The organism is Nocardioides taihuensis, from assembly GCF_042657275.1.
Taxonomy (GTDB): Bacteria; Actinomycetota; Actinomycetes; order Propionibacteriales; family Nocardioidaceae; genus Nocardioides; species Nocardioides taihuensis.
Map to the genome: position 1 here is coordinate 44195 of NZ_JBHSKD010000026.1, position 24587 is coordinate 68781.

Consider the following 24587-nt stretch of genomic DNA (forward strand, 5'->3'; position numbering starts at 1 on the left):
CCCGAGGTGCTGCCATGGGTGGCGTGCGTGACGCCGTCCTCGACCTGCTGCTCGGCGGCCGCTGCGTGGGGTGCGCGCGGCCGGGCCGGGCGCTGTGCCCCGCCTGCGTCGCGCGCCTCCCCGACACCGCGCTGCCGGTGTGCCCGGACCCGACCCCGCCCGGGCTGGCCGACTGCTTCGCGCCCACGGCGTACGACGGGGTGGTGCGGGCGATGGTGCTGGCCCACAAGGAGCGCGGACTGCTCGCGCTGGCCCGGCCCCTCGGGGCGCTGCTCTCGCTGTCGGTGGCAGCCGCGTGCCGCGGCGACCCCGTGGTCGTGGTGCCGGTGCCCTCGCGTCCCGGTGCGTCCCGCGCCCGCGGCCACGACCCGCTCGGTGCGGTCGCCGTGCAGGCGGTCCGCGAGCTGCGGCGTGACGGCACCCGGGCCGAGGTCGCGCGGTTGCTGGTCTCGCGAGGCGGCGTGCGCGACCAGGCAGGGCTCGACGCCGCCGCCCGCGCGGCCAACCTCGCCGGCTCCATGGCCTGCCCCGCCGTCCGGTTGCGCCGGCTCGCCGGGCGACGGCTGCGGGTGGTCGTCGCCGACGACGTGCTGACCACCGGCGCGACGGCGCGCGAGGCCCAGCGCGCGCTCGAGGCGACCGGCCTGCAGGTGTCCGGCATCGCCACCGTCGCCGCGACCGTGCGGCGCCACCCGACGTCCGGACGCGGCGTCGCGATCGCCCACGTGACGGACTCATCCGCACCAGAGGTTCCGTCGTACCCACCCAGGGACTAGCGTCTGTGCATGGAGTCCGTTCGGGTCCGTGGTTGCGTCGTCGGGGCGCTCCGGACATCCGGGGCGGCCCCACGGCAAGCCGATGCCAGTCGCAGGCGAAACGGTCCACGTAAGCGGTCCGGGGAGCAGTCCCCGGTCGTGATCACGGTGCGGCTTAGACGTAAGTCCTGCCTCGCCCCCGTCGTCAGACACGACGTCGGGCGGGAGAAGGTGAGTAGTGGCAGAGAAGCTGCGAGAGCCTCAGCAGGCGACTGTGGGGACGAAGACCAGGTCGGCCGAACGGACTCCAGCCCTGTCCGGGCCCCCTGAACGGGGTTCGCGGCCAGGCACGGTGAAACCAAACGGATATCGGGAGGTTCAGATGGAAGTTGTGGTCACGGGACGGCACTGCGAGCTCTCCGACCGCTTCCGGAGTCATGTCGCCGAGAAGCTCTCGCGGCTCGAGAAGCACGACCACCGCATCATGCGGGTCCAGGTCGAGGTCGAGAACGAGCGCAACCCGCGGCAGGCCGACCGGGCGGTCAAGGTGGAGCTCACGGCGTTCTCGAAGGGGCCCGTGATCCGCGCCGAGGCGGCGGCCGAGGAGAAGATGGGGGCGCTCGACCTCGCCATCGACAAGATGGCCGCCCAGATGCGGCGCGCGGCCGACCGGCGGCGCGTCCACCACGGCCGGCACACCCCCGTCTCCGTGTCCGAGGCCCTCGCCGACGCACCTGCGGGTGCGGAGGACGACGGCGACGAGGGAATCATCGAACGGCAGGTCGGTCCGATCACCGTCACCGGTGACGGCCCTCTCGTCGTCCGCGAGAAGGCGTTCAAGGGGAGCCCGATGACCCTCGACCAGGCGCTCTACGAGATGGAGCTGGTCGGCCACGACTTCTACCTGTTCGTCGACAAGGAGAGCGAGCTGCCCTCGGTCGTCTACCGCCGTCGCGGTTACGACTACGGCGTGATCTCGCTGGACACCGACAGCGACTGACGAACGCCGGTCCTCTGCCGGGGCGGGGTGGCCCGATCGGGTCATCCCGCCCCGTCGTCACGGTGGCCCGACCTGCACGACTTCGCCACCCGCCCGTGCCATGATGCGCGTGTGGCCCAACAGGAGAACGCCGTGGAACCCGTGCGAGTCCTCGTCGTCGACGACCAGGAGCTCTTCCGGCGTGGCCTGACCATGCTGCTCGCGACCGAGCCCGACATCGAGGTCGTCGGCGAGGCCGGCGACGGCGTCGAGGGCACGACGCTCGCGGAGAGCGTGGCGCCCGACGTGGTGCTCCTCGACGTGCGGATGCCGAAGCGCTCCGGCATCGAGGCCTGCCTCGCGATCAAGGAGACCGTGCCGTCGGCCAAGATCATCATGCTGACGGTCTCCGACGAGGAGGCCGACCTCTACGAGGCGGTCAAGAGCGGCGCCTCGGGCTACCTGCTCAAGGACTCCTCGATCGAGGAGGTCGCGCAGGCGGTCCGCGTGGTCGCCGACGGCCAGTCGCTGATCAGCCCGTCGATGGCGGTCAAGCTGATCGACGAGTTCAAGCAGATGTCGCGCCCCGAGCGCGAGCACGTCCCCGGTCTCCGGCTCACCGAGCGCGAGCTCGAGGTGCTCCGGCTCGTCGCGAAGAGCATGAACAACCGCGAGATCGCCAAGGAGCTCTTCATCAGCGAGAACACGGTGAAGAACCACGTGCGCAACATCCTCGAGAAGCTGCAGCTCCACTCCCGCATGGAGGCGGTCATGTACGCGGTCAAGGAGAAGCTGCTCGACCTGCCGTAGGCGACCACGGTCGGTCCCCGCCACTAGCCTCCCGCGCATGCAGTCCTTGTCCACCGCCCAGGCGCGCCGCGTCGTGCTCGCCGCCCAGGGCTTCCTCGACAAGCCGCACGACCCGCCCACGATGCGCACGCTCCAGCGCACCGTCGAGCGCACCGGCGTCCTCCAGGTCGACTCGGTCAACGTGCTCCAGCGCGCCCACTACATGCCGCTCTACGCCCGGATGGGCCCCTACGACCCCGACCTGCTGCGCCGTGCGGCAGAGAGGCGCCCGCGCCGGCTGGTCGAGTACTGGGCACACGTCCAGGCGCTGATGCCCGTCGACCTGTGGCCGGTGATGCAGCACCGGATGGAGCGCTACCGCGCGGAGCGCGGCAAGTGGGGGTTCGTGGCGAGCGACCCGGTGCTCGAGCAGCGGGTGCTCGACGAGGTGCGCGAGCGCGGCGCCTCCACGGCGCGCGACCTCGACGACGGGCTCCCGCGCAGCAAGGACCACTGGGGCTGGAACTGGTCGGAGACCCGCAAGGTCCTCGACTACCTCTACATGTCGGGCCAGGTCGCGATCGCCGCGCGCAACAGCCAGTTCGAGATCCTCTACGACCTCCCCGAGCGGGTGCTGCCCCCGGCGGTGCTGGCGGCGCCGACGCCGACGCGGGAGGAGGCCCACCTCGAGCTGGTGCGCCGCGCCGCGCGGTCGTGCGGCATCGGCAGCCTGCGCTGCCTCGCGGACTACTACCGGATGCTGCAGGCCGACGTCCGCGCCGCCGTCGACGTCCTCGTCGAGACCGGCGAGCTGGTGCCGGTGACCGTCGAGGGCTGGAACCGCCAAGCCTGGTGGCACCGCGACGTCCGGCTGCCGCGTCGGGTGCCGGCCCGCACGTTGCTCAGCCCGTTCGACCCCGTGGTCTGGGAGCGCGACCGCACCGAGAACCTCTTCGACTTCCACTACCGGATCGAGATCTACGTGCCCGCGCCCGAGCGCAAGCACGGCTACTACGTGTTGCCCTTCCTGCTCGGCGACCGGATCGTGGCCCGGGTCGACCTCAAGGCCGACCGGCCGGGCGGCCGGCTCCTGGTCAAGGCGGCGTACGCCGAGCAGCACGCGCCGCCCGAGACCGCCGAGGAGCTCTCGGCCGAGCTGCGGCGGCTCGCCGGATGGCTGGGGCTCGAGGAGATCGTCGTCGAGCCCCGCGGCGACCTGGCGCCCGCGCTGCGCGTCGACTGACGGCGGGAACCCGGTCGCGCGCAGGCACGGTAGGTGCGACGCTGGGGTGACCGCAGACCGGGAGGGGAGTCGCCGTGGTCACCTTCGCAGGCATCTCGCACGTGGCCTTCACCGTCACGGACCTCGACGTGAGCGAGCGCTTCTACACCGAGGTCCTCGACTTCGTCACCGTCATGGACGTCGGGTACGGGCGGATCTTGCTGCACCCCTCGACCGGCTTCAGCATCGCCGTCCTGCGGCACGAGGGTGCGCAGGGCGGGGCGTTCACCGAGCTCACCACCGGCCTCGACCACCTCGGGCTCGCGGCGTCGTCGCGCGAGGAGCTCGAGGAGTGGCAGCGCCGCTTCGACCAGCACGGGGTCGTCTACACGCCGATCCGGGACATGGAGATGGGTTCGCACCTCAACTTCCGCGACCCCGACAACATCGCGCTCGAGCTCTCCTGCCCCAACGACCTCATGCGGGCCGCGCAGGAGGCGCTGCGCTCCGCCGACCTGTCGAGTGAGCAGATCCGGGCCTGGGTGTCGGAGAACCTCAGCGCGGAGGTCGCCCCCCGGGTGTGACCGAACCGTCCAGCGCGACCTCGAGCGCGTCCGCCCCGAGGATGGCGCCAGGCTGGGCCCGGACCGCGGCACCGAGCCGCGCCGCGGCGGCGCGGTGGGGTCCGTCGGCGAGCATCGCGGCGAGCACCGGGGCGAGGTCGGCGGGGGAGGCCTTCTTGGCCACCCGGCGACCGGCGCCGGCACGCTCCACGCTGTCGGCGACCCCCGGCTGGTCGGCGAGGCCGTCCATCGGCATCAGCACGAGCGGGAGGTCGTGCCCCAGCGCCGTCATCGTGCTCCCGTGGCCGCCGTGCCCGACGAAGAGCGAGAGCCCGGGCATCAGTTCGGCGTGGGGCACGAAACGGTGCACCTCGGTGCCGCGCGGGGCGCGGATGTCGGCGGGGTCGACGGCCGGGCCCGTGGTCACCACGACCCGGGCGTCGAGGTCGCGGGTGGCGTCGACGAGCCGCTGGAGGGCCGCGGTCATGCCCGGGTAGCCGAACGTGCTCAGGCTGACCAGGACGGTCGGGTCGCCGCCCTGCGTGGCCGGCGCGGACAGCGGCACGACGGGGCCGACCTGGCGCAGGTTGGCCGGCGGGTCGGGCACCGGGTCGAGCTCCGGCAGCGAGGTGACCAGCCGCACCGCTGCGTCCTCGAGCGACCGCTGCGGCGCGAGCCGGCGAAGGCGGAGGTTGAGCCCCATCGGGCCGCCGAGGATGGTGCGCCGGAAGTACGCGTCGTACAGGTGCTCGAGGACGGCGTAGCGCAGCCCGGCCTCGCGGGCCGCGGCCAGCGCGCCGACCATCAGGCAGTCGATCACGACGAGGTCGTAGCGGCGCACCGAGGTCTCCTCCAGCAGGTCGCGGCCCATGCCGCGGTCGCCGAAGACCGCCATCATCGTGAGCGGGGAGTAGCGGTCGAAGCGCGAGTACGCCCGCGCGTGCCGGCCGCGGACGACCTCGACGCCCTCCTCCTCGAGGGCCGCCACCTGGGCGGCGTGGCCGAGGAAGCGCACGGTGTGGCCGCGCGCGACGAGCTCGCGGGCGATCGCGGTCGCCGGCGGCACGTTGCCGCCGCCGTCCCAGGTGACGAACAGGATGTCGGACATGGTGGCTCCCTCCCAGGGCCGTTCGGCGTCGAGCCGGTCAGAGCAGCGCCTCGACGAGGCGGAGCATGCGCGCCTCGGTGTCGGCGCGGGTCAGGCCGCGGTCGCGGCGCAGCAGCTTCCAGGTGTAGACGTCGGTGGCGACCACGAGCAGGTCGAGCAGCGCCCCGCCGTCGGGGTCGGCGGCGCTGTCGCCGGCGCCGGGCAGGTACGGCGCGAAGACCGCGGCCACCCACTCCCGGTGCAGCTGCCGGCCGCGGTCGGTGATCTCGCGGACGAAGCCCTCGGTGCCCTCCTGCGCGAGCAGCACCAGCACGCCCTCGCCGCGGCGTTCGTAGTGGTCGACGATCACCCGCACCGCCGCGCGTACGTCGCCGACCGGGGCCTGCCGCTCCTCGACGACCCGGGTGCGGGCGTGCTCGACCGTGGCGCGCACCAGCCCGTCGCGGTTGCCGAAGTGCCGCAGCACGGTCTGCACCGAGACCCCGGCCCGCTCGGCGACGTCGTCGAGGGCGATGTCGCCGGCCAGCCGCTCGGAGTGCAGCGCGAACGTGGCGTCGAGGATCCGGGTCCGGGTCTGCTCCACGGAGCGGGCCCGGGCCGTCATCGTGTAGGTGCGCGTCGAGTTCATGTGAGTGCCAGTTGACACCAAAATGCAGTTCGTGTCAACGACCATTGACGCGGAATCTGCGCGACCGCGGTGATTCCCCGACGAATCGGTGGCACTCTCGCCCGCTGGGTAGAGTGGCGGGCGCTACTGCGTCCGCCTTCCGACTGCTCTGCCAGGAGACACATCCGTGCCTGCCATCCTCGACAAGCTCCTCCGTATCGGCGAGGGCAAGATCCTCCGCCAGCTCGAGGCGGTGGCCCAGGCCGTGAACGCGATCGAGGACGACTTCGTCGCGATGAGCGACGACGAGCTCCAGGGGATGACCGGGGAGTTCAAGAAGCGCCTCGAGAACGGCGAGACCCTCGACGACCTGATGCCGGAGGCGTTCGCCACCGTGCGCGAGGCCGCCCGCCGGGTGATCGGCCAGCGGCACTACGACGTGCAGGTGCAGGGCGGCGCCGCCCTCCACCTCGGCAACATCGCCGAGATGAAGACCGGTGAGGGCAAGACGCTGGTCGCGACCCTCCCGGCGTACCTCAACGCGCTCTCCGGCAAGGGCGTGCACGTCGTCACGGTCAACGACTACCTGGCCAAGTACCACGCGGAGTGGATGGGGCGCATCCACCACTTCCTCGGCCTGACCACCGGCGTGATCCTGCCCGAGATGCGCCCGGCCGAGCGTCGCGTGGCCTACGCCTGCGACATCACCTACGGCACCAACAACGAGCTCGGCTTCGACTACCTGCGCGACAACATGGCCAGCTCGATCGAGGACTGCGTCCAGCGCGGTCACAGCTTCGCCATCGTGGACGAGGTCGACTCGATCCTCATCGACGAGGCGCGGACCCCGCTCATCATCAGCGGCCCGACCCAGGACGAGGTGCGCTGGTACGGCGAGTTCGCCAAGATCGCGCTCAAGCTCGAGAAGGACGTCGACTACGAGGTCGACGAGAAGAAGCGCACGATCTCGGTGCTCGAGCCCGGCATCACCAAGGTCGAGGACCACCTCGGCATCGAGAACCTCTACGAGTCGGTGAACACCCCGCTCATCTCGTTCCTGAACAACTCGATCAAGGCCAAGGAGCTGTTCCGCAACGACAAGGAGTACGTCGTCATGAACGGCGAGGTGCTCATCGTCGACGAGCACACCGGCCGGATGCTGTCCGGGCGCCGCTACAACGACGGCCTGCACCAGGCGATCGAGGCCAAGGAGGGCGTGGAGGTCCGCGAGGAGTACCAGACCCTCGCCACCGTCACCCTGCAGAACTACTTCCGCCTCTACGAGAAGCTCTCCGGCATGACCGGTACGGCGATGACCGAGGCGAGCGAGTTCGACAAGATCTACAAGCTCGGCGTCGTCCCGATCCCGACCAACAAGCCGATGAGGCGCGTCGACCAGCCCGACCTGGTCTACCGCACCGAGATCGCGAAGTACCACGCCGTCGTCGAGGACATCGCCGAGCGGCACGGGAAGGGCCAGCCGATCCTGGTCGGCACCGTCTCGGTCGAGAAGTCCGAGCTGCTCTCCGGCCTGCTGAAGAAGCGCAGCATCCCGCACACCGTCCTCAACGCGAAGGTCCACGCCAACGAGGCGAAGATCGTCGCGCTCGCCGGTCACAAGGGCGCCGTCACCGTGGCCACCAACATGGCCGGTCGCGGCACCGACATCATGCTCGGCGGCTCGGTCGAGTTCCTCGCCGACCAGAAGCTGCGCGCCGAGGGCCTCGAACCCGCCGGCGAGACGGCGGAGCAGTACGAGGCGGCCTGGCCCGCCGCGCTCGAGACGATCAAGGCGCAGGTCGCGACCGAACACGACGTGGTCCGCGAGCTCGGCGGCCTCTACGTGATCGGCACCGAGCGGCACGAGTCGCGGCGCATCGACAACCAGCTGCGCGGTCGTTCCGGCCGCCAGGGCGACCCGGGCGAGTCGCGGTTCTACCTCTCGCTCGAGGACGAGCTGATGCGGCTGTTCAAGTCCGACTGGGTCGACCGCGTGCTGCAGGTCCTCAAGATCCCGGACGACGTCCCGATCGAGAACAAGCGGGTCACCAGCGCGATCGCGAACGCGCAGGGCCAGGTCGAGGGCCAGAACTTCGAGTCCCGCAAGAACGTCCTCAAGTACGACGACGTGATGAACCGCCAGCGCGAGGTCATCTACGGCGAGCGGCGGCGGGTGCTCGAGGGCGCCGACCTGCAGGAGCAGATCCGCACGTTCATCGACGAGGTGATCGCGGGCTACGTCTCCGGCGCGACCGAGGACTTCGCGGAGGAGTGGGACCTCGAGGCCCTCTGGGTCGCGCTCGGCCAGCTCTACCCGATCTCGGTCGACCGCGTCCGGCTCGAGGAGGAGGCCGGCGGCCGGGAGAACCTCGACCGCGACGAGCTCATCACCACGCTCCAGGCCGACGCCCAGGCGGCGTACGACCGGCGCGAGGAGGAGGTCGGGGCCGACGTCCTGCGCGAGCTCGAGCGCCAGGTGGTGCTCTCCGTGCTCGACCGCAAGTGGCGCGAGCACCTCTACGAGATGGACTACCTGCGCGAGGGCATCTACCTGCGTGCCTACAGCCAGCGCGACCCGCTCGTGGAGTACCAGCGCGAGGGCTTCGACATGTTCGCGGCCATGATGAACGTGATCAAGGCCGAGTCGGTCGGGTTCCTGTTCAACCTCGAGGTCCAGGTCGACGAGGAGGAGCCCGAGGTCGAGGAGGTCGTCGAACCGATGCGCCAGCCGGTGCCGGCGGCGGACGCCCCCGAGACCGCTGCTGCCCGCGAGGCGTCGCCGCTGATCAAGGCGAAGGGCCTGTCGCGTCCCCAGACGCCGCAGCAGCTCTCCTACTCCGCGCCCACCGAGGACGGGGCGGTCGAGGTGCGCGGGGCCACTGCCAGCAACGCCGACGACGAGTTCGCCGGCGTCGGCCGCAACGCGGAGTGCCCCTGCGGCTCGGGCAAGAAGTTCAAGAAGTGCCACGGCGCTCCGGGTGGTCCGACGGGCCTCACCGCGCGCCCGGCCGGCTGAGGCGTCAGGCGAACTCCAGCGCCACGCAGATCCACCGGCTCCCGCGCACCTCGAACCGCATCGCGAGGGCGCGGGAGCGGGCACCGTAGCGCAGGTGGGCGCTGACCTCGGCGGCGTCGTCGGCGACGAAGCAGGTGCGGACGCCGAGCACCTGCGGTCGCACCGACTGCACGCGACCCTGCCCGGCGGCTTGGCCGACCGCGTGGGCCACGAGCTGCGCCCGGCGCGCGAGGTCGAGGTAGACGTCGGGGTCGGTCCAGCGCAGCAGCTGGGCGACCGGGCGGTCGCCGCCGGCGATCTCGGCCGCGGCCTGGGCGTAGCGCAGGGACCACTGCTCGAGGCGTCCGCGCGCACCGGCGTCCACGCTGACCACGTCGCCGGCGCCCAGGGCGCGCAGCGGCGGCGGGGCGGGCGGCTCGACGACCGGCTCGAGATCGAGGGCCAGCGTGCCCTGGATGCTGCCGACCGGTGCGGTCCGCAGCGGGACGACGGTGCCGGTGTGGGTGCGGACGAGCGTCGAGCCGGTCATGTGGTTCCTCCTCGCAGGTGGTCCGGCACGCGCAGTCGCTGGCCGGGACGGATCAGGTCGGGGTCGGGGCCGACGGCGGCCCGGTTGGCGCGGTAGAGCGCGCGCCAGGCGTGCGCCACGGCCGCGTCGTCCGCACTCGGGCCGAGGTGCTCGGCAGCGAGCGTCCAGAGGGTGTCCCCGTCGCTGACCACGCACACCCGCGCCTCCCGTCGGGGGGACGGCTCGGGCCGCGGGTGTGCGTGGTGCTCGGGGTGGCGGGTGCGGTGGGGGTGGTCGACGAGCCAGGCGATCCGCGACACGGCGCTGGTCCGGTCGGGCAGGGGGAGGCCCGCGACGCCGCTGCGCGGGTGGTGGGTCTCCGGCTGGCCCGCGTGGGCCGGCGTCGACGCGACGCTCCCGGCCAGCGCGAGGCCGCAGGCGCCGAGCAGCAGTCGGCGCACGCCCTCGGGGACGCCGCGGCGGGGGCCGGTCCGCCCCCGCAGGGTGTCGACCACGACCACCGTGGCGACGACCCAGAGCCAGCCGAGGCTGGCGAGCCCCGACACGGCGCAGACCCGGACGAGGATCGCCTCGAACCCGCCGACCGGCCCGGTGCGCGGCGTGGCCGAACCGGTGAGCCCCGGCGCCAGCGCGACCGTCGCGAGCGCGACGACCGCGGTCAGCAGCACCCAGCACAGCGCCGCACGAGGCTGGTGTCCCGAGAGAATGTGCATGTCGAACCTTGAGTTTGCTTGTGTTTGACCCAGTTCAATCATGGAAACGTGCACTTGGCAAGAGCGTCGTCCCCAGCCCAGGGGCGCCCGGCGTGGCCTAGGGTCGGCTCAGCCGCGCGCTCGGGGCGCGCCGCGGAAGGGGGACCCCGTGGACTGGGAGGAGCGGCTCTTCGCGACCTTCGACGACCTCGAGCAGCAGGCGGCCGCCCTCTACGACGCCGAGCGGGCGGCCGAGCTGGGGGACCGCGCCCGGGCGGAGTACGCCGCGGTGACGCTCGCCGGGCGCCTGATGTCCTCCGTGGACGACGAGCTGGCCCTCGACGTGACGGGCGTCGGGACCGTGGCGGGCCGGCTGGTCCGGGTGGCGGGGGAGTGGTGCCTGCTCGAGCGGCCCGGGCACGACTGGATCGTGCCGCTGGCGGCGGTCGCGGCGGTCACCGGCGCCTCCGGGCGTGCCGTGCCGGAGGTCGCGTGGCCGGCCGTGGCCCGGCTCGGCCTCGGCTCAGCGCTGCGCCGCCTCGCCGATGCCGGCGAGCCGGTGGTCGTGCACCGCCGCGACGGTGGACGCCACGAGCTGGTGCCGACCCGTGTGGGCGCCGACTTCGTCGAGGGCCGCGGCCCCGAGGGGCGAGAGGTGCTGGTGGCCTTCCCGGCCGTTGCGGCGGTGCAGAGCGCCTCGACGTGAGGCGGACGTGGCTGCTTCAGCGAGTCACCTTGGCGTACACCCAGGCGGACGAGGCGGCGCCGTGGTCGTCATCGCCGGGGAACCGCACCCTCATGCGCAGCGGGACGCCGAGGACCCTGTCGTCCCTGTACCAGGTCCAGGCGAGGATCCGCTTCCTGTCGCCGAGCTCTCCTGTTGAGCTCGTGCCCCGCCATCGCCCGCGGAAGTGGTACTCGAAGCGAAACTCCACGCGGGCCCCGGGGTGCTTCGGGTGGAGCGTGAACAGGTACTGCGGACAGCCCTGCGGCGGGTTCGACATGCAGGTCCGCGAGTAGTGGTAGAGCCGGTAGCGGCCGGCGGTCGCGTAGCCGCCGCGTGCTCGTGCCGTCCACGCGGCGTCGACGTGCACGCGGACCGTCCGTGACCGGTCCCCCGTCCATCCCCTGGTCGGAGCGAACTGCGCCCAGTACGTCGTGTGGGCCTTCGGGCGGACCGTGGTCGAGCGGGTGCCGTGGCGGTCGACCCGCCCTCGGTCCACCAGGAAGCGCGCCCGGCCCTCGGGCTGACCGTAGATGGAGACGACCGCCCGCGCTGGGCCGTCCTCCATCCGCGCGGTCACCCTGGCGGACTGCCCGTAGTGGAGCTTCTGGTCCGAGAGCGCCACGGCAACGACCGCGACACGCTTGCGCGCCTCGATGGTCGCCTGGAAGGTCGCGGGAGTCGCACCCTCCTCGCTCCACGTGACCCGGTAGGTCCAGGTGCCGGTCTCGTGGGGAACCGAGGTGAAGCGGAACTGCCCGTCGAGCTCACTCGTCGTGGTGCCGATGCTCGCGAAGGCGCCGCCCGGCGGTCGCGCCTCGACCGTGACCACACGGCCCGCACTCGATGCCCCCGGGATCGACAGCCAGCCTGCCAGCGAGACCTTGCGCCCGACGTCGACGTGCGCATCGCTGAGGAACCAGATGCTGGCGTCTCCCTGCCCGCCGAGCGACTCCCATGCCGGCCAGCTGCCGTCCCCCAGCGAGGTCACGCCGGTGCCGTCTGCGTTCATCACCGCGACCTGCCCGTTCTGGACGAACGCGAGCCTGGTGCCGTCGGGTGACCACTCAGGCATGGTGCTCGCCGAGTCTGACGTCAGGCGCCTGACTTCCCCTCCCGGCACGGACATCCAGTGGATGTCAGCCCCCCGGTCGAAGGCGATCCGCCGGCCGTCGGGCGCCCAGCTCGCGAAGAAGTCGTTCGCCGGGGTCGAGGTCAGGCGCGTGACGTCCGAGCCGTCCGACTGCACGGAGAAGATGTCGAAGGAGCCTGACCGATCGCTGTCGAAGGCGATCTGCTGGCCGTCCGGCGACCACGACGGGGAGTCGTCGACCGCCGGGCTGGACGTCAGCCGCACCGGGTCCGTGCCGTCGGCGTTCGCGACGTAGATGTCAGCACTCCCTGCGTCCGAGCTCCGGTAGGCGATCCGGTCGCCGTCCGGCGAGTACGCCGGCTGGGCCTCGTCGGTGCCCGTCGCCACCAGGGTGACCATGTTGGAGCCGTCGGGCTCGACGGCTGCGAGGTCGAACGTTCCGGACGGGCCGCACCGGTGGATGAAGGCGATCATGGTCGCGTCGGGTGACCACGCGGGTTCGAACGCCTCGCACGTGGGCGTGATGTCGACGGCACCACTGCCGTCGCTGCCCATGACGAACAACCTGCCGCCCCGGGTGAAGGCGATACGGCCGCCCTGTCCCGGCGCGACCGAGACGCCTGTCGGCGTGGGGCCGAGATGAGTGTCGTGCGCCGCCGCGCCGCCGGTGGTGCCGACGGCCGCTTGCCGGTGTGCACCTGCCGGACTCGAGTTCCCGAGGACGAGCGTCGTGGCCAGCACGCCGGCCGATGCTGCGATGAGCAGTCGGGAACGAGTCATGGGTCCTCCCACCGGCTTCGCACCCGAGGACGGACGCGCGACGGCGGAGCGCCCCACGCCGCGCTCCGCAGCGGGCGACCATGCGTGGTTGACCTTTCATGCTCATCACGTCGGTGCGGACGGACAAGAGGCGTCCCCGGCCTGTCCAGTCCGGTCGCCGACGGCGTGACCAGACCGGTGGTGGAATGCCAGTGACCCGGCGGACGGGCGCGTCAGGTGGCGTCGACGTCGTACGGCGGGAGCTCGCCCGGGCGGAGCGGGCGCAGGCCGCGGGGCGTGGGCTTGTCCTCGACCGGGTCCTCCATCGCCTCCATGATGTGGCGACGGACGATGGCCCGGGGGTCGAGGTCGCTCAGCTCGAGGTCGGCGAACTCGGGGCCGAGCTCCTCGCGCAGCTCGTCGCGGGTGCTGGTGGCCAGCTCGCGCAGGCGCCGGAGCATCTGCCCGGCCTGGCGGGCGAGGTCGGGCAGCTTGTCCGGACCGAGCACGACGACCGCGACGAACGCGATCACCGCGAGCTCCGTCAGGCCGACTCCGAACACGTCAGCAACCTACTCGGCGCTGCCCAGCCCGGCTCAGGATCCGCTCAGAACCGGCTCGACGGCGTGAGCCCGAGCTGCATGCCGGCCAGGCCGCGCCCGCGACCGGTCAGCGTGCCGGCGACCCGGTTCAGCTCCTCGGCGGCCACGCTGGTGGGGTCGGCCTCGACGATGGGGCGCCCGATGTCACCGCCCTCGCGCAGCGCGGTGTCGAGCGGGATCCGGCCGAGCACGGGGACGTCGTACCCGAAGCGCTGCGAGAGCGTGGTCGCGACGCGGTCGCCGCCGCCGCTGCCGAAGACCTCGAGCCGGTGCTCGGGGCCACAGTGCGGGCAGGGCAGGTAGCTCATGTTCTCGACGACGCCGACGACGCGCTGGTGCATCATCGAGGCCATGGTGCCGGCCCGCTCGGCGACCTCGGCGGCCGCCTCCTGCGGCGTGGTCACCACGACCACCTCCGCGCCGGGCAGGTGCTGGCCGAGCGAGATCGCGATGTCGCCGGTGCCCGGAGGCAGGTCGAGGAGCAGGGCGTCGAGGTCGCCCCAGTAGACGTCGGCGAGCATCTGCACGAGCGCCCGGTCGAGCATCGGGCCGCGCCACGCGACCACCTGGTCGCGGCGGGGCTTGAGCATGCCGATCGAGATCACCGAGACACCGCTCGGGGTCGGCACGGGCATGATCAGGTCCTCGACCTGGGTGGGCCGCTCGTCGGCGACCCCGAGCATGGCCGGGACGGAGTGGCCGTAGATGTCGGCGTCCACGACCCCGACCTTGAGGCCCTGCGCGGCCATGGCGAGGGCGAGGTTCACGGTCACCGAGGACTTGCCGACGCCGCCCTTGCCGCTGGCCACGGCGTACACCTTGGTCAGGGAGCCGGGCTGGGCGAAGGGGATCTCGCGCTGGGCCTGCCCGCCGCGCAGCTGCTCCTGCAGGCCGGCGCGCTGCTCGGCGCTCATCACGCCGAGGTCGAGCCGCACCTCGCGGATGCCCTCGACCCGGCTGACGGCCGCCGTGACGTCGCGGTTGATGGTGTCCTTGAGCGGGCAGCCGGCCACGGTGAGGAGCACGCGGATCGCGGCCACCCCGGTCTCGTCGACGCTGACGGACTCGACCATGCCGAGCTCGGTGATGGGGCGCTTGATCTCGGGGTCGTTGACTTCGGCGAGGGCTGCGCGGACGGCGGCCTCGAGCGGCTGCTGGGGGGACGTGCTCATGATGGGCAAGCCTACTGGCGCGGCCGCGGCCGCCCGACGCCGAGGCGGTCCAGAGGGGCGGTCGGCGCGCGGGGAGCCCGTGTGTACGGCGTGACCAGGTGTGACAGGGTGGGGAGTCGGCGCCGACGGGGCGTCCGTGAGAGGAGCTCGACCACCATGCGTGTAGCACCTGTGATTGGCGCACTGGTCCTCGGCGCAGGCCTCCTGACCGGTTGCGGCGGGGGCGACAGCGGCGAGAGCAGTTCGTACTGTGACGACCTGAAGTCGGCGCAGGAGGAGTTCGCCGCGTTCGACAGCGACAACCCCGACATGGCCGACCTCGACAAGGCGATGGACCGGATGCACCAGCTGGCGGGCGAGGCCCCTGACGCCGTCCAGGAGGACTGGGCGACCCTCGACGGCGCGCTGCAGGACTTCCAGACCGCGCTCGAGGACGCCGGCCTGACGATGGACGACCTCGCGAAGATGCAGAACGGCGAGATGCCGGAGAACTTCGACCCGGCCAAGCTGCAGGAGCTCGCTCCGAAGCTGCAGAGCCTCGGTGACCAGGACTTCCAGGACGCCGCGGACAACATCGAGAAGCACGCCAAGGACGAGTGCAACGTCGACCTCGGCTCCAGCAGCAGCTGAGCGACATGCGCCCCTGACGACCGGGGCGCCGCTCGAGGGCCGGGACCCGCACGGGTCCCGGCCCTCGGCGCGTCTCAGGCGCCGGAGGTGGACGGGCTCGCGTCCTCCGACGCGCCGCCGTCCGCCTCGGCCCGCGCCCGCTCGTCGAGGTCGGCCAGCAGGCTGCGCAGCTCCGAGCGCACGAAGTCGCGGGTGGCGACCTCCCCGACGGCCATCCGGAGCGAGGCCACCTCACGGGCGAGGAACTCCATGTCCGCGTGGGCGCGGGCGTTGGCCTGCCGGTCCTGCTCGGCGATCACCTTGTCGCGGTTCTCCTGCCGGTTCTGCGCGAGCAGGATCAGGGGCGCGGCGTACGACGCCTGCAGGCTGAGCATCAGGGTGAGGAAGATGAACGGGTAGGGGTCGAACGACGAGCCCTCCGGCGCCAGCCAGTTCCACAGCACCCAGATCGCGACGAACCCGGTCATGTAGAGCAGGAACTGTGCGGTGCCCATGAACCGGGCGAACTGCTCGGCGAACACGCCGAAGGTGTCCGCGTCGTACGACGGGCGGCGCATCAGGGGCCGGCGGACCTCGGTGGGGGTGTCGAGGCGCGGGCGACGCGACTCGGCCATCAGCCGACCGCCTTGCCGGGTCCGAGCTCGCGCCAGTTCTCCGGGAGCATGTGGTCGAGCAGGTCGTCGACCGTGACCGCGCCGAGCAGGCGGCCCTCGTCGTCGACGACGGGCGCGGCGACGAGGTTGTAGGTCGCGAGGTAGGCCGCGACCTCGTCGATCGTGGCCTCGGGGCGCAGCGCGTCCATCGACTTGTCGAGCGCGGCCGCGACCAGCGTCGAGGGCGGCTCGCGCAGCAGGCGCTGGATGTGGGCGCAGCCGAGGAGCTTGCCGGTGGGCGTCTCCAGCGGCTGGCGGCACACGTAGACCATCGCGGCCAGCGAGACGGGGAGGTCGGGGTCACGCACGTGGGCGAGCGCCTCGGCGATCGTGGCGTCGGGGCCGAGCACCACCGGCTGCGGCGTCATCATGCCGCCGGCGGTCTCCTCGGCGTAGGACATCAGCCGCTTGACGTCCTCGGCGTCGTCGGACTCCATCAGCTCGAGCAGCATCGCGGCGGTCTCGGGCGGCAGGTCGGCGATCAGGTCGGCGGCGTCGTCGGGCGACATCTCCTCGAGCACGTCCGCGGCGCGCTCGGAGTCGAGGTGCTCGAGGATCTCGACCTGGTCCTCCTCCGGCAGCTCCTCGAGGACGTCGGCGAGCCGCTCGTCGTCGAGGGCCGCGACGACCTGGATCCGGCGCTCGGGCGGCAGGTCGTGGATGACGCTGGCCGCGTCGGCCGGCTTCATCTCCTGCAGCGCGGCGATCAGGTGGGTGGCGCCCTGCGTGTCCTCGCGCCGGGTCAGCCCCTCGACCTCGCTCCACTCGACCACGTGCGTCTGGCCCTTGCGGCGCAGGCCGTGCCCGGGCTCCATCACGGCCACCCGCGAGAGCACCCAGTCCCGGCTGCGGGCCTGCTCCATGCCGACGTCGAACACGGTGCCGGTGGTGCCGCTGCTGGTGATGGTCACCGTGCGGTCGAGCATCTGGCCGATCACGAGGGTCTCGGTCGGCCGCTGCTCGAAGCGCCGCATGTTGAGCAGGCCGGTCGTGTAGACCTGTCCGCTGTCGATGTGGGTGACCCGGGTCATCGGGACGAAGATCCGCCGGCGACCGAAGACCTCGGCCACCAGCCCCAGCACCCGCGGCTGGTGGACCTCCGAGCGCACCGCTGCCACGAGGTCGCGCACCTTGCCGACCTGGTCGCCCTGGGGGTCGAAGATCGGCAGCCCGACCAGACGGGCGGCGTAGACGCGCGCGGGGGTGCTGCTCACAGGGCGAGGCTACCGGCCCGGCTTGCCACCCTTGCGGGACTTCAGGGGCGTGCCGAGCTTCGTCGTCGCGCTGCCAGGGGGCCGTCCGAGCCGCAGGGCCACGGTCATCCCTGCGTCGGTGCCCCGGGCGCCCTGGGTGCTGCGCCGCCCGGGAGATCCGGGTGGGATGTCTCACTGTCCCAGCCGACGAGTGGCCCGCTCGGGCGCCGGTAGGCTCGTCGCGGACTTCGCGAAGGGAGCCGAGTGATGGGCCGTTTGTGCCAGACCGACGGACTGACCGAGGATCAGCAGGAGATCCTCAAGGCGGTGCGCACGTTCGTCGACGAGCAGATCATCCCCGTCGCCCAGGAGCTCGAGCACGCCGACGAGTACCCCCAGGAGATCGTCGACGGGCTCAAGGAGCTCGGAGTGTTCGGCCTGATGATCCCCGAGGAGTACGACGGGCTCGGCGAGTCGCTGCTGACCTACGCCCTGTGCGTTGAGGAGATCGCCCGCGGCTGGATGAGCGTCTCCGGCGTCATCAACACCCACTTCATCGTGGCCTACATGCTGATGCGGCACGGCACCGAGGAGCAGAAGAAGAAGTACCTGCCCCGGATGGCCACCGGCGAGGTCCGCGGCGCCTTCTCGATGTCCGAGCCCGGGCTGGGCTCCGACGTCGCCGCGGTCAAGACCAGGGCGGTCGCGGTCGACGGCGGCTACGAGATCACCGGCCAGAAGATGTGGCTGACCAACGGCGGCAGCTCGACGCTGGTCGCCCTGCTCGCGAAGACCGACGAGGGCGCGGACAGCGTCTACAAGAACATGACCACCTTCCTGGTCGAGAAGGAGCCGGGCTTCGGCGAGGTGGCGCAGGGCGTCACCATCCCCGGCAAGATCGACAAGATGGGCTACAAGGGCGTCGACACCACCGAGATGGTGCTCGAGGGCCACCGGATCGGCGCCGACCAGGTGCTCGGCGAGGCCCCGGGGCGCGGCTTCTACCAGATGATGGACGGCGTCGAGGTCGGCCGCGTGAACGTCGCCGCCCGTGCGTGCGGCATCGCGCTGCGCGCCTTCGAGCTCGGCATCGGCTACTCCCAGCAGCGCGAGACCTTCGGCAAGCCGATCGCCCAGCACCAGGCGATCCTCTTCCGCCTCGCGGAGATGGCGACCAAGGTCGAGGCCGCGCACACCATGATGGTGCGGGCCGCCCGGCTCAAGGACCAGGGCGAGCGCATGGACGTCGAGGCCGGCATGGCCAAGATGCTCGCCTCGGAGTTCTGCACCGAGGTGGTCCAGGACTCCTTCCGCATCCACGGCGGCTACGGATACTCCAAGGAGTACGAGATCGAGCGGCTCTACCGCGAGGCGGCGTTCATGCTGATCGGCGAGGGCACCTCCGACATCCAGAAGATGATCATCGGCCGGCGTCTGCTCGAGGACTACGCGCTGCGCTGAGCGGCGTCGAAGGAGGGCCGCAGGACGTGGCAGGACACGCGACGGGGACAGATGGCTGACAGGGTCGTGCTGCACATCGGCACCATGAAGTCCGGCACGACCTATCTCCAGGGCCTGCTCTCGGGCCCGGTCCTGCGCGGGTCGGGGGCACCGGCCTTCTACCCGGGCGGCACGTTCGGCGCCCAGACCAAGGCCGTGCGCGGGCTCCTGCGACCCCCTGAGCAGCGAAAGCTCAAGGCCTGGCGCAGCCTCACCCGGGAGACGCGCGAGGGCGAGGGCGTGGCGGTGTGGTCGCAGGAGTTCCTCAGCTTCGCTCCCCGCGGGCGGGCCCAGGAGATCGTCTCCTCGTTCGACGGTGCACCTGTCGAGGTCGTGATCACGGTGCGCGACCAGCGTCGCGCGCTGCCCGCGCAGTGGCAGAGCTTCGTGCGCAACCGCGGCACCGACACGTGGGCCGACTACCTCGAGCGCATCCGCCGCACCACGGGCGGCAGGTCCGACCGGTCCAAGGCGGTCAAGAGCTTCCGGCGGGCGCAGGACGTCTCGTCGATCATCGACAACTGGGCCGGTCTGGAAGGCGTCACCGGTCTCGTCGTCGTGGTGGTGCCCCCGCCCAGCGCACCCGCGGACCTGCTGTGGACGCGCTTCTGCGACGCGGCAGGGATCACCGTCGCTGCACCTCCTCCTGACGCGGCCGCCCGGGCGAACGTGTCGCTCGGCTACGCCTCGTGCGATGCGATGCGCCGGGTCAACCCGCAGCTCGAGTCGTTGGGCAAGCGTGCCTTCAGCACCACCCGCGCCCGTCTGCTGGAGGGGCTGCTCGCGCTGCGGGACCAGGAGGACCGGCCGCGACTCGATCGTGCGGGCGCCGAGCTCGCCGGCAGGCTCAACGCGCGGATCGTGGCCGCACTGGACCGTCCCGGCGTCCGCCTCGTCGGGAGCACCGACGAGCTGCCTCTCGGGGCTGACGGAAGCGCATGGCCGGATCGGGTCGCCGACCCCGATCCCGACCACGTCCGTCGCGCCCTCGAAGCGGCGTGGTCCACCTGCGTGCCGGGCTCGCCGGTGCCTGTCGCGGACCTCGAGGAGCTGGCCACCGCGCTCGGGCGGGAGCTCGTGGCCCGGGTACGCTGACTGCCGCTCGACGACCGCTGGAGAGGACACTGCGTGAGGGACGACCGGACAGTCACGTTGCACGTGGGCACGCCCAAGAGCGGCACCACGTCGCTGCAGAACCTGCTGGCCGCCAACCGCCCGGTGCTGCGCAAGCACGGGTACCTCTACCCCGGCAAGCGACCCGGCCACTTCCTCGAGGTGCTCGACCTGCGCGAGGCCGGCTTCCGCGGTCACCGCTTCGAGGGCTCCGAGGGCGCCTGGGACCGCGTGGTCAAGGAGGTCCTGGCGCACCGCGGCCCGGCCCTCCTGTCCCACGAGATCCTCGGGGCCTCCACCCGGCCGGTGATCGACAAGGCCGTGGGGTCGTTCGGTGACCGCCCGGTGCGGGTCCTGGTCACCTGCCGCGACCTCGGCCGGCAGGTCCCGGCCGTGTGGCAGGAGGGCGTCAAGAACGGCGACAAGGAGACCTACCGCGAGTTCCTCGACAAGGTCCTCGGCGCCTGGGACGGGCCCGACACCCGCGCGAACATGTGGCGCGCCCAGAACCTCGCCAGCCTCGGCGCCCGGTGGGCCGAGCGCGTCGGCACCGAGAACGTCGTGTTCGTGACCGTGCCGCCGTCCGGGGCCAGCAAGGACCTGCTCTGGCAGCGGTTCGCCACCGCGGCCGGGCTGCCCGAGGCCGACTACCAGGTCGCCGACCAGCCGCGGAACCCCTCGATGGGGACCGTGGAGACCGAGCTGCTGCGCCGGCTGCTGGCCCACCTGCCCGAGGACGTGCCGTTCCCGGTCTACTCGCGGCAGGTCAAGCGGCGGCTGGCCGAGCGCACCCTCGTGCTCACCAAGGCCGGCGGCACCCTGACCGTCCCGGAGGACCGGCGTCCGGCGGTGGCGGAGATGGCGGCGGCGATCAACGCCTCCCTCGTCGAGCAGGGCTTCCCGGTCGTCGGCGACATCGCCGACCTCGAGCCGGCGTACAGCTCCTCGGGCACCTCGCCCGACGACGTCCCCGACGCCGTGCTCCTCGAGCGGGCGCTCGAGGTGATGGGGCCGATGGTGCTGCGCGACGGGCCCCACGGCGAGGGACGGGCGCCCGGCAAGGGCGGCAAGGCGGCCCGCGTCGGCGGCCGGTTGCGCGGCCGGCGCGGCGGCGACGACGCGTCCGCCGACCACCCCTGAGCCGGCCCTGAGCCGACCCGTCAGCGACGGGCGCGGTCGACCTCCTCGGCCAGCGCCACCCACCGGTCGACGACCGCGCCGACCTCGAAGCCGCGGGCGGTCTCGAGCGCCCGGGCGCCCATCCGCAGGCGGAGATCGTGGTCGTCCATGAGGCGGCGCAGGCCCTCGGTGAGCGCCGCGACGTCGCCCTCGGGGACGAGCAGCCCGTTGACCTCGCTCTCGATCAGCTGGCGCGGCCCCTCGGGGCAGTCGAACGACACCGGCGGCACCCCCTTGCTCATCGACTCGATCAGCACCATCGGCAGGCCCTCGTAGCGTGACGACATCGCGTAGATCGAGGACGCGGCGAGCTCGGCCTCGAACTCGTCGGTGACACCGGCCATCAGCACCCGGTCGCCGACGCCGGCGTTGGCGATCTGGGTGTCGAGCTGCTCGCGCAGCGGGCCGTCGCCGTAGATCCGCACCTGCCAGTCGGGGTGGCTCCTGGCCAGCGGCTTCCAGGCCGCCACCAGGCGGTTGAAGCCCTTCTGAGCGGTCAGCCGCCCCGCCGCGATGACCAGCTTGTTGGTCAGTGGCGCCGGCTCGCCGACGCTGAACGGTGTGGGGTTGGGGATCGCGTCGGTCCGCACCGACGGGTCGTCGACGTACTCGCGCCAGCGCTCGAGGTCGGCCTCGGTCAGGGCCAGCAGGGCGTCGAGGGGCCGGTGGCCACCGGCGCCGGTGGCGATGTCGCGCAGCGCCGCGCGCAGCGGCTCGGGGCGGGGGACGAACGACAGGTGCTCCTGGTGGAGCAGGATCGAGTCGGGGTGCGACCAGCGGCTCGCCGCCACCGCGAACTCCGGGCGCGTGCTGACCACGACCCCCGGAGGCAGGCCCCGCAGCTGCTCCTCGAGGAGCTGGTCGACGTACGCCGTGAAGGTCTGCTTGGTCCAGCTCGCGAGCTGCGAGGGCTGCTTGTCGAGCTCACGGACCGCACGCTTGGCCTTGCGGTCGTGGCGCGGGGCGGGGCGGGGCGTGTCGGGGTGCGCCGGGTCGAAGCGGTCCTGCAGCGGGATCAGCCGGACCCCCGGGGGGAGGCGGAACTTCGGCTCCGCGGTGTTGCGCACGAGCGTGATCACGCGGACGTCGCAGCCACGTTCGGCCAGCGCACCGGCAGTGGTGAACACGGTGCGGGCGATGCCGCCGGCGGCGTACGCCGAGGGGACCAGGAAGGTCCACCTCCGGGTCCGCTCGCCGGGCTCGTGACCGGCGCCGTCCTCGGGGACTGCTGGGCTCACCTGTTCCGCCTTCCGGGTCGCTGCTGGTCGCCGCCCGCGTTGGCCCGGCGCTTCTTCTTCCCGCCCTTGCCGCCCTTGCCGCCCTTGCCGCGGCCGCCGGTGGCGGCCCGGCTCGGCCCGACCTCGGCGATCTCGTCGCGGCCCGAGCGCATCCGCTCGCGGAGCAGGCCGGCGGCCAGCACCCGGCCGGCGTCGACCAGCTCCGCGTCGGTCACGCTGTCGGGGTGCCGCGAGCCGGCGCGGTCCTGACCTCCGAGGAGGTCGTCGAGGTCTCCGGTCACCGGGCAGCCGAGCTGCCGCAGGTCCGCGACGGTGCGCTCGGCGCGGGCGCGCAGGGTGTCCGCGAGCGCCTCGCCGATCCCGATCGGGTCGCCCGGGACCGTGACCAGCACCTGGCGCACGACCAGGTTGCGCATCCAGTGCGCGGCGCCGCGCCAGGTGTCGTCGATCTCGGCGACCTCGCGCTTGAGCGTCGGGCCGTACTCCTGGAGCAGCCGGGCCGCCTGCACCGTCAGCGACTCGTTGGACGACAGGATCGGGGCCGGCACGGCGCCGGGGGCGAGGCCGAGGACGCCGGTGAAGCGGTCCCAGAGCACCGACGGGTCGCTGGTCGACTGCGGCGAGGTGACGACGTGCACGCGCTCCGGCCCGACGACGTCGGCCCACCGCCGCGCGACCAGCGCGGGGTCGAGGGCCTGCCAGGTCCACTTGTTGTGCCCGTCGTCGAGACCGGCCACGAAGTCACCCAGGGACGTCCCGCGGCCGATCTTGAGCGACTCCTGCCAGCCGGCCGGCACCAGCCGGACCAGGTCGCGGGTGGTCACCACGACCTCGACCGCGTCACCCCCGAGCTGCTCGACCGCGCCGGCCGCCTGCTCGTGGTCACAGGCGAGGAACCACTCGTTGCTGATCACGACCGTTCCGCGGGCCGCACGGGTGGTGGCCAGGGCCTGGGTCCACGCGCTGGGGACCTCGGAGCGGCGGCGCAGGTGCTCGCCGTTGCGGACCACGATCGAGAGCCGGTTGTGGTCGAAGGGCTTCTCGCCGGGGAGGACGACGCCGGCGCCCCGGAGGGCGTCGCGGCTCTGCCAGAGCCCGGTCTGGAGGTACGTCGTCCCCGACTTCGGGGTTCCCACGTGCAGCAGGACCCGCTGGGCCAAGGCAACTCCTTCAGGAGACGGACGTGTGTCTAGAGTAGGGGTGCACCCGCGCCCGCGTCGTGCCGCCCTCGCCGCGCGTCGACCGTGCGCGAGAGACCGCCCCCGAGCTCGGAAGGTCCCCCGATTGAGCAGCACGGACACTACCGGCACGCCGACGCGTCCCGAGGCACGCATCGTGGTCGTCGCGGGGTCGGGTCGCAGCGGCACCAGCTCGATCGCCGGCGTGCTCAAGCTCGCCGGCCTGCGCATCCCGCCGCCCGAGGTCGAGGGCAACAAGACCAACCCCCGCGGCTTCTTCGAGCCCCGCTGGGTGGTGGACTTCCAGACCCGGCTGCTGCGTGACGCCGGCGTGGTCCTCACCGACGCCCGTCCCGACGCCTTCGACCTGACGCGCAAGGTCGGCGAGCGTCCGAAGGTCCGCGAGACCGCCGGCACCTGGCTCAGGGAGCAGACGGCCGGGCACGACGCACTCGTGCTCAAGGACCCGCGCAACAGCTGGTTCCTCCCGCTGTGGAGCCAGGCCTGTGCCGACGCCGGCGCCGGCATCGGCTACCTGACCATGCTCCGGCACCCGGCCGAGGTCGTCGGCAGCAAGGACGCCTACTACAAGGCGCGCAGCGTCGGCGGGAGCGTGCGCCACGCGCAGACCACCCGCGTCGCCAGCTGGCTCAACGTCGCGCTCTTCAGCGAGCAGCTCACCCGCGGCGGCGCCCGCACGTTCGTGCCGTACGTCGACCTGCTCGACGACTGGCGCACCGTCGTGGCGCGCGTCGTCGACGAGCTCGCCCTCCCGGTCGGTGGCGACCTGAGCCCTGCGGCGACCGCCGAGATCGACGAGTTCGTCGACCCCGGGCTGCACCGCATCCGCACCGAGTGGAGCGACATCGACTGCCCCGACGACGTGCGCGACCTGGCGCAGGCCACCTGGGACCAGCTCGACGTCCTCGCCCGCAGCGGCGGCTCCGACGCGGCCGCGGAGGCCGCCCTCGACGAGCTCCGCGCGCAGTACGTCACGCGCTACGCCGACGCCGAGGCCCTCGCGCAGTCGACGGCCGAGGCCGCGCGTCGCGCCGCCGCGCACCAGGCGAAGAAGAAGGCCGGCAACAGTGGAGCCGGCGGTCCCGGGGCACGTCCCGCGTCGAAGGCGTCCCCGCCGCCCGCCGAGCGCGCCACCTCGTTCGCACGTCGCGTGGCCCGGCGGGCGAGGCGCTCGCTGCGCGGCTGATCCGCCGCTGCGCAGCTCTAGTTGTACCCGGCCGTCAGGTTGGTTGCAGTCGACTGATTGGTGGCTTGCCTCCGAGTGCGCTGTGG

The 24587-nt window shown here is 72.5% G+C and carries 23 protein-coding genes; 12 read left to right on the top strand and 11 right to left on the bottom strand.

Annotated features, from left to right (window positions below; all coding sequences use genetic code 11):
* The first annotated feature begins 14 nt into the window (after positions 1–14).
* From ACFPGP_RS17920 to ACFPGP_RS17940, 5 genes are all read left to right on the top strand, one after another.
* Complete coding sequence (locus tag ACFPGP_RS17920; protein ID WP_378592196.1) at positions 15–776, top strand: ComF family protein; 762 nt, start codon at positions 15–17, stop codon at positions 774–776.
* Positions 777–1137: 361 nt separating this feature from the next.
* Positions 1138–1755 carry a ribosome hibernation-promoting factor, HPF/YfiA family gene (gene hpf, locus ACFPGP_RS17925; RefSeq protein WP_378592197.1) on the top strand — a complete coding sequence of 206 codons (618 nt, stop codon included), beginning with the start codon at positions 1138–1140 and terminating at the stop codon, positions 1753–1755.
* A gap of 132 nt (positions 1756–1887) precedes the next feature.
* Positions 1888–2544, top strand: coding sequence for a response regulator (locus tag ACFPGP_RS17930; protein ID WP_378592199.1), 657 nt, complete (start codon positions 1888–1890; stop codon positions 2542–2544).
* 37 nt (positions 2545–2581) lie between these two features.
* On the top strand, positions 2582–3766 hold the full coding sequence (locus ACFPGP_RS17935) for a winged helix-turn-helix domain-containing protein (RefSeq protein WP_378592200.1): 1185 nt from the start codon (positions 2582–2584) through the stop codon (positions 3764–3766).
* Between the two features lie 74 nt (positions 3767–3840).
* On the top strand, positions 3841–4329 hold the full coding sequence (locus ACFPGP_RS17940) for a VOC family protein (RefSeq protein ID WP_378592202.1): 489 nt from the start codon (positions 3841–3843) through the stop codon (positions 4327–4329).
* Here the strand turns inward: ACFPGP_RS17940 and ACFPGP_RS17945 are convergent.
* Both ACFPGP_RS17945 and ACFPGP_RS17950 read right to left on the bottom strand, forming a co-directional pair.
* Entirely contained in the window at positions 4301–5416 is a 1116-nt protein-coding gene (locus ACFPGP_RS17945; protein ID WP_378592203.1) for a glycosyltransferase, read from the bottom strand. The two genes, ACFPGP_RS17940 and ACFPGP_RS17945, sit on opposite strands and share 29 nt — an antisense overlap.
* A 37-nt stretch (positions 5417–5453) precedes the next feature.
* Complete coding sequence (locus ACFPGP_RS17950; RefSeq protein ID WP_378592205.1) at positions 5454–6044, bottom strand: TetR/AcrR family transcriptional regulator; 591 nt, start codon at positions 6042–6044, stop codon at positions 5454–5456.
* 166 nt (positions 6045–6210) lie between these two features.
* Between ACFPGP_RS17950 and secA the strand changes: the two genes are divergently transcribed.
* Complete coding sequence (gene secA / locus ACFPGP_RS17955; RefSeq protein ID WP_378592206.1) at positions 6211–9039, top strand: preprotein translocase subunit SecA; 2829 nt, start codon at positions 6211–6213, stop codon at positions 9037–9039.
* A gap of 4 nt (positions 9040–9043) precedes the next feature.
* Here secA and ACFPGP_RS17960 read toward each other — a convergent pair whose 3' ends face one another.
* Entirely contained in the window at positions 9044–9568 is a 525-nt protein-coding gene (locus ACFPGP_RS17960; RefSeq protein WP_378592208.1) for an Rv3235 family protein, read from the bottom strand.
* Positions 9565–10281: a LysM peptidoglycan-binding domain-containing protein gene (locus ACFPGP_RS17965; RefSeq protein ID WP_378592209.1), complete on the bottom strand. Its 717-nt coding sequence runs from the start codon at positions 10279–10281 to the stop codon at positions 9565–9567. The genes ACFPGP_RS17960 and ACFPGP_RS17965 overlap by 4 nt, the downstream gene beginning before the upstream one ends.
* Positions 10282–10429: 148 nt before the next feature.
* On the opposite strand from ACFPGP_RS17965, the gene ACFPGP_RS17970 reads away from it, so the two are divergent.
* Entirely contained in the window at positions 10430–10966 is a 537-nt protein-coding gene (locus ACFPGP_RS17970) for a hypothetical protein (RefSeq protein WP_378592211.1), read from the top strand.
* A 16-nt stretch (positions 10967–10982) separates the two neighbouring features.
* Here ACFPGP_RS17970 and ACFPGP_RS17975 read toward each other — a convergent pair whose 3' ends face one another.
* The 3 genes from ACFPGP_RS17975 to ACFPGP_RS17985 form a co-directional block, all read right to left on the bottom strand.
* Complete coding sequence (locus ACFPGP_RS17975) at positions 10983–12857, bottom strand: DPP IV N-terminal domain-containing protein (protein ID WP_378592212.1); 1875 nt, start codon at positions 12855–12857, stop codon at positions 10983–10985.
* A 212-nt stretch (positions 12858–13069) separates the two neighbouring features.
* Positions 13070–13399: a sec-independent translocase gene (locus ACFPGP_RS17980; RefSeq protein WP_378592214.1), complete on the bottom strand. Its 330-nt coding sequence runs from the start codon at positions 13397–13399 to the stop codon at positions 13070–13072.
* A 44-nt stretch (positions 13400–13443) separates the two neighbouring features.
* The gene (locus tag ACFPGP_RS17985; protein WP_378592215.1) at positions 13444–14610 is read right to left on the bottom strand and encodes an Mrp/NBP35 family ATP-binding protein; all 1167 of its coding nucleotides are present in this window, start codon (positions 14608–14610) and stop codon (positions 13444–13446) included.
* A gap of 156 nt (positions 14611–14766) precedes the next feature.
* Between ACFPGP_RS17985 and ACFPGP_RS17990 the strand changes: the two genes are divergently transcribed.
* Complete coding sequence (locus ACFPGP_RS17990; protein ID WP_378592217.1) at positions 14767–15240, top strand: hypothetical protein; 474 nt, start codon at positions 14767–14769, stop codon at positions 15238–15240.
* 74 nt (positions 15241–15314) lie between these two features.
* Here ACFPGP_RS17990 and ACFPGP_RS17995 read toward each other — a convergent pair whose 3' ends face one another.
* Together ACFPGP_RS17995 and ACFPGP_RS18000 are read right to left on the bottom strand one after the other, a co-directional pair.
* Positions 15315–15854 carry a DUF1003 domain-containing protein gene (locus ACFPGP_RS17995; protein WP_378592218.1) on the bottom strand — a complete coding sequence of 180 codons (540 nt, stop codon included), beginning with the start codon at positions 15852–15854 and terminating at the stop codon, positions 15315–15317.
* Entirely contained in the window at positions 15854–17107 is a 1254-nt protein-coding gene (locus tag ACFPGP_RS18000) for a magnesium transporter MgtE N-terminal domain-containing protein (RefSeq protein ID WP_378592220.1), read from the bottom strand. The genes ACFPGP_RS17995 and ACFPGP_RS18000 overlap by 1 nt, the downstream gene beginning before the upstream one ends.
* A 246-nt stretch (positions 17108–17353) precedes the next feature.
* On the opposite strand from ACFPGP_RS18000, the gene ACFPGP_RS18005 reads away from it, so the two are divergent.
* From ACFPGP_RS18005 to ACFPGP_RS18015, 3 genes are all read left to right on the top strand, one after another.
* Entirely contained in the window at positions 17354–18547 is a 1194-nt protein-coding gene (locus ACFPGP_RS18005) for an acyl-CoA dehydrogenase family protein (RefSeq protein ID WP_378592221.1), read from the top strand.
* A gap of 51 nt (positions 18548–18598) precedes the next feature.
* Positions 18599–19681 (top strand): hypothetical protein, encoded by a 1083-nt coding sequence (locus tag ACFPGP_RS18010; RefSeq protein ID WP_378592223.1) that lies wholly within the window; start codon positions 18599–18601, stop codon positions 19679–19681.
* Positions 19682–19744: 63 nt separating this feature from the next.
* A complete protein-coding gene (locus tag ACFPGP_RS18015; protein WP_378592224.1) occupies positions 19745–20839 on the top strand; it encodes a hypothetical protein in 1095 nt (364 codons plus the stop codon).
* Positions 20840–20859: 20 nt separating this feature from the next.
* Here the strand turns inward: ACFPGP_RS18015 and ACFPGP_RS18020 are convergent, their stop codons facing one another.
* On the bottom strand, positions 20860–22116 hold the full coding sequence (locus ACFPGP_RS18020; protein ID WP_378592226.1) for a glycosyltransferase family 4 protein: 1257 nt from the start codon (positions 22114–22116) through the stop codon (positions 20860–20862).
* Positions 22113–23276 carry a hypothetical protein gene (locus ACFPGP_RS18025; RefSeq protein ID WP_378592228.1) on the bottom strand — a complete coding sequence of 388 codons (1164 nt, stop codon included), beginning with the start codon at positions 23274–23276 and terminating at the stop codon, positions 22113–22115. Before ACFPGP_RS18025 ends, ACFPGP_RS18020 begins: the two co-directional genes overlap by 4 nt.
* Before the next feature lie 124 nt (positions 23277–23400).
* On the opposite strand from ACFPGP_RS18025, the gene ACFPGP_RS18030 reads away from it, so the two are divergent.
* Positions 23401–24501, top strand: a complete 1101-nt coding sequence (locus ACFPGP_RS18030; RefSeq protein ID WP_378592230.1) for a sulfotransferase family protein — start codon at positions 23401–23403, stop codon at positions 24499–24501.
* Positions 24502–24587: the final 86 nt, after the last annotated feature.

Excerpts from the sequence above, each read along its gene's own strand:
- ACFPGP_RS17920 (WP_378592196.1), top strand. The coding sequence starts at position 15 with ATGGGTGGCGTGCGTGACGCCGTCCTCGACCTGCTGCTCGGCGGCCGC.
- hpf (WP_378592197.1), top strand. The coding sequence starts at position 1,138 with ATGGAAGTTGTGGTCACGGGACGGCACTGCGAGCTCTCCGACCGCTTC.
- ACFPGP_RS17935 (WP_378592200.1), top strand. The coding sequence starts at position 2,582 with ATGCAGTCCTTGTCCACCGCCCAGGCGCGCCGCGTCGTGCTCGCCGCC.
- ACFPGP_RS17945 (WP_378592203.1), bottom strand. The coding sequence starts at position 5,416 with ATGTCCGACATCCTGTTCGTCACCTGGGACGGCGGCGGCAACGTGCCG.
- ACFPGP_RS17950 (WP_378592205.1), bottom strand. The coding sequence starts at position 6,044 with ATGAACTCGACGCGCACCTACACGATGACGGCCCGGGCCCGCTCCGTG.
- ACFPGP_RS17960 (WP_378592208.1), bottom strand. The coding sequence starts at position 9,568 with ATGACCGGCTCGACGCTCGTCCGCACCCACACCGGCACCGTCGTCCCG.
- ACFPGP_RS17965 (WP_378592209.1), bottom strand. The coding sequence starts at position 10,281 with ATGCACATTCTCTCGGGACACCAGCCTCGTGCGGCGCTGTGCTGGGTG.
- ACFPGP_RS17975 (WP_378592212.1), bottom strand. The coding sequence starts at position 12,857 with ATGACTCGTTCCCGACTGCTCATCGCAGCATCGGCCGGCGTGCTGGCC.
- ACFPGP_RS17985 (WP_378592215.1), bottom strand. The coding sequence starts at position 14,610 with ATGAGCACGTCCCCCCAGCAGCCGCTCGAGGCCGCCGTCCGCGCAGCC.
- ACFPGP_RS17990 (WP_378592217.1), top strand. The coding sequence starts at position 14,767 with ATGCGTGTAGCACCTGTGATTGGCGCACTGGTCCTCGGCGCAGGCCTC.
- ACFPGP_RS17995 (WP_378592218.1), bottom strand. The coding sequence starts at position 15,854 with ATGGCCGAGTCGCGTCGCCCGCGCCTCGACACCCCCACCGAGGTCCGC.
- ACFPGP_RS18005 (WP_378592221.1), top strand. The coding sequence starts at position 17,354 with ATGGGCCGTTTGTGCCAGACCGACGGACTGACCGAGGATCAGCAGGAG.
- ACFPGP_RS18010 (WP_378592223.1), top strand. The coding sequence starts at position 18,599 with ATGGCTGACAGGGTCGTGCTGCACATCGGCACCATGAAGTCCGGCACG.